Here is a 3,192-nt window from a genome sequence, read left to right on the forward strand (position 1 = left end):
ACCGGCTTGCCGCCGAGCGTGACCGTCAGCTTGTAACCCTCCGGCGCCTGCATCCGCGCGCCCGGCGCAAGGTTCAGGCGATTGAGGTATGAAGTGCCCGTGACCGTCCAGGTGGACTTGCCATCGACGGTCACCGCCGTGCCGAACGGCCCGCTTGCGGGCTGGAAGCTGTTGGTCACTTCGCCGATCAGGCGGAATTCGGCCTCGCTCGGCAGGCGACCGGCGGCGGGGGACTGCACCGCGCTCGACACCCGGCCCTCCAGCGCCGCGTTCTCCAGCACAAGGTCGAGGCCGCCCTGTTCGGTGCGCGAATTGACCACATCGCCCTTCAGCACCGCGTTGCGGAAGCTGGCGTGGACGTCGGGATCGGCGGGCAGCTTGGTATCGACCTGCCCGGGCTTGGGGCGTCCCGGCTGGTGGTCGTTGTCGTCGATCATCGCCTGCACGAGGATGCCGTTGCCGACATTGAGCTGCGCATCGTCGATGATGACGGTCGCGCCGCAGCCCTTGACCTGCACGCCGGTGGACTTCGTGTTGAACACCGACTTGCCTTCGATCCGCAGCGTACCGGCGCGCGGATGGGTGAACATCATCACCCCGAAGCGGCGCGAGTTGACCACCGACCCGTTGGTGAACGTGCCCGAACCGTTGGCCGCCATGACCAGCGCCATGTCCGCGACCTCGAACCTGGTATTGCTGAACCAGGTCATGGAATCGCCGATCGAGAAGGCGCCGTAACCACTGTCCACCGTCTCGACCAGGCTGTCCTCGACGAACATGCGCACCTTCTTCGGAGCATCGATCGAGAGCGAGCCCCAACCTTGGGCACGGATGTGCGAGCGCTTGTAATAGACCGTGCCGCTGTCCACGATCACCGTCGCGCGCACGTTGCCCTCCAGCCCGAGTTGCCAGGGCACCCGCTTCATCTTGCCCAGCGCGAAGTCGAACACGTAGTCGGACGGAAGCACGCCGTTCTTCACGTCGATGTCGGAATCGTTGACGTGGAGCGTGGCATTGCCGTTGACAAAGATCGCCGGGCGGATCGCGCCGTGCGTGGCGATGCGCGCCTTGTTGAGCGTCAGGTCCGCGTCACCCGTCGCCATCACCGCCGCGCCGTATCCGGCGAAGTCGTTGTCGCCATTGCCGATCATCTCGATCTGCGGGGCGTTCAGGGTGTAGCGGCTCTTGCCGTCGATCAGAATGCCGTTGAAATCCTCCCCGTGCGAGCGGATGACGATGTCGCTCGCCTCGCTATCGGTGACGGTGCCGCCGGCGATCGCCGAACGCACCGACTTCGACGGCACGATACGCCCGTCCTTGACGTAGAGCGCAGTGCGGAAATGCTGGGGATCGAGGTCGAGGTACTTGATCGGAATGTCGTCGGTGACGGTCAGCACCACGACTCCGGTGTACGTGCCCGGCGCGATGTCGCGCTCGACGCCGTCCACCGTCAGCGTCAACAGCTTGCCCTTCGGCGCATTCAGGCTCGCCCCTGCGGCGATGTGCAGCGAACCGAGCGTGGTCGTGCGTGTGATCGTGCGAGCAGCGCTGACCGAAAGGTCGCGTCTCGACTGCGCCGAGGCAGGCATGGATGCCATCAATGCCGCCGTTGCAAGCAGCAGTGGCACGGCCCGTCGGCAGGAACGGCTCAGGGCAGGCATGGCGAGGATCATCAGGCAATCTCCCTTCGCGGCGCCCATAAAGGTGCGCCGCGATGTTGTTTTCACGTCAGAACTTGAAGCGGGCACCGATCTTGTAGGCGCGGCCGAGGATATCGTAGTTGAGATTGCGCGTACCGCTGTTGAGCGACAGCGCCACGGCCACGTAATTGGCCGGGGGCTTGCGGTTGAGCAGGTTGCTGACCATGCCGAACAGCTCGAAATGCTCGCCCGCCGCGACGTGCCACGAAAGGTCCGCATAGACACGGCCCGGCAGGGTGTTGTCGCTGATCGTGTTCGGCTGCGAGCCCGCCAGCGATTCCGCATATCCCTCCTGATCCGGGCCGAGCAGCAGGCTCGTGCCGCCAGTGGTCAGGGTATAGAGCGTTGCGGTGTCGTACTTCACCCCGCTGAAGCCGCGCATGGTGAGATCGAGGCCCGACCCCGCGTTTTCATAGCTGAGCGTCACCGATCCGTTCCAGCGCGGCACCCCGTTGGCCGACCCGGCGTTCTCGAACGTGCCGGTCAGCAGTTCCTGCTGGTTGTGGATGGCATACGTCAACAGGCCACGGATGGTCAGACTGCCGGGGATCGGCAAGTCGTTGAAGCGGTAGGAAATCTCTCCGTCGATGCCCGAGACGACCAGCGAGTTCAGGTTTTGCTGCTGGTTCTGCAGGCTGACGATGCCGTTGGGATAGGTCGCCGTATCGGAGCTGAAGACGATGCCCGGGCATGATGCCGCGCCCGATGCCAGCAGCGCCGAGCAGATGTTCATCGTCTGCGCGGTCGAGGGCCGCGCGATCGCGCCGTTGACCTTGATATGGTAATAGTCGGCCGAAATCCGCAGGTTGCCGATCGGGTTGAGCACGACGCCGCCGGTGAAGGTATCCGCCTTTTCCGGGGCGAGCGTATCGTTGCCGGTGCCGGACACGATCGTCGTTCCGGTGCTGCCGTAGCCGGCGGTCCCCGCGATGTTGTTGGTCAGTGCGGTCTGGCGCCCGCCGCCTACGAAGAACAACTCGTTGAGGCTGGGCGCACGGATATCGCGCGACCACGTGGCGCGCAGGCGCACGCCGTCCACCGGCTCCCAGACGCCGCCGGCCTTCCACGTCGTCACCGCGCCGCTGATCTTGTAGCTGGTGCGGCGCACGGCAGCGTTGAAGTCGAGCGTGCGGGCGAACGGCGCGTCGCGCAGCAGCGGTACGCCGATCTCGCCATACCCCTCCCATACGCGGTTCCTGCCGCCATACGTCGTGAAGTTGCCGACCGAGAACAGGTTGTTCTCGCCAAGCGCGGTGGACCGGGTCTGCAGGCTGTCGCGCCGCCACTCGCCGCCGACTGCCATCGTCACGTCTCCCGCCCACAACGCGAAGGGCGAGCCGGAGACGTTCACCGAGACGTTGTCCTGCTCCAGCCAGGTATCCTGGTGCTGCTTGTTGAAGATGTAGTTCAGCGCCGCCGGATCGGTGATCTCCCCCAGCGGGTTGATGGCGACGCAGCTCTTGCCGCTCAGGCTCTCGTACAGCGCCGCCTG

The 3,192-nt window shown here is 65.3% G+C and carries 2 protein-coding genes; both read right to left on the reverse strand.

Going from position 1 to position 3,192, the window contains the following annotated elements; translation table 11 throughout:
- Nucleotides 1-1,598, reverse strand: a 1,598-nt coding sequence (locus V2S85_RS26865) for a hypothetical protein (RefSeq protein WP_330705841.1), incomplete at its 3' end; no start/stop codon positions are given.
- A 130-nt stretch (nt 1,599-1,728) separates the two neighbouring features.
- Nucleotides 1,729-3,192 (reverse strand): TonB-dependent receptor domain-containing protein (locus V2S85_RS26870; protein WP_330705842.1); only part of this gene is annotated, 1,464 nt, incomplete at its 5' end.

The sequence above is a fragment of the Novosphingobium resinovorum genome (assembly GCF_036352595.1).
Classification (GTDB): Bacteria; Pseudomonadota; Alphaproteobacteria; order Sphingomonadales; family Sphingomonadaceae; genus Novosphingobium; species Novosphingobium resinovorum_B.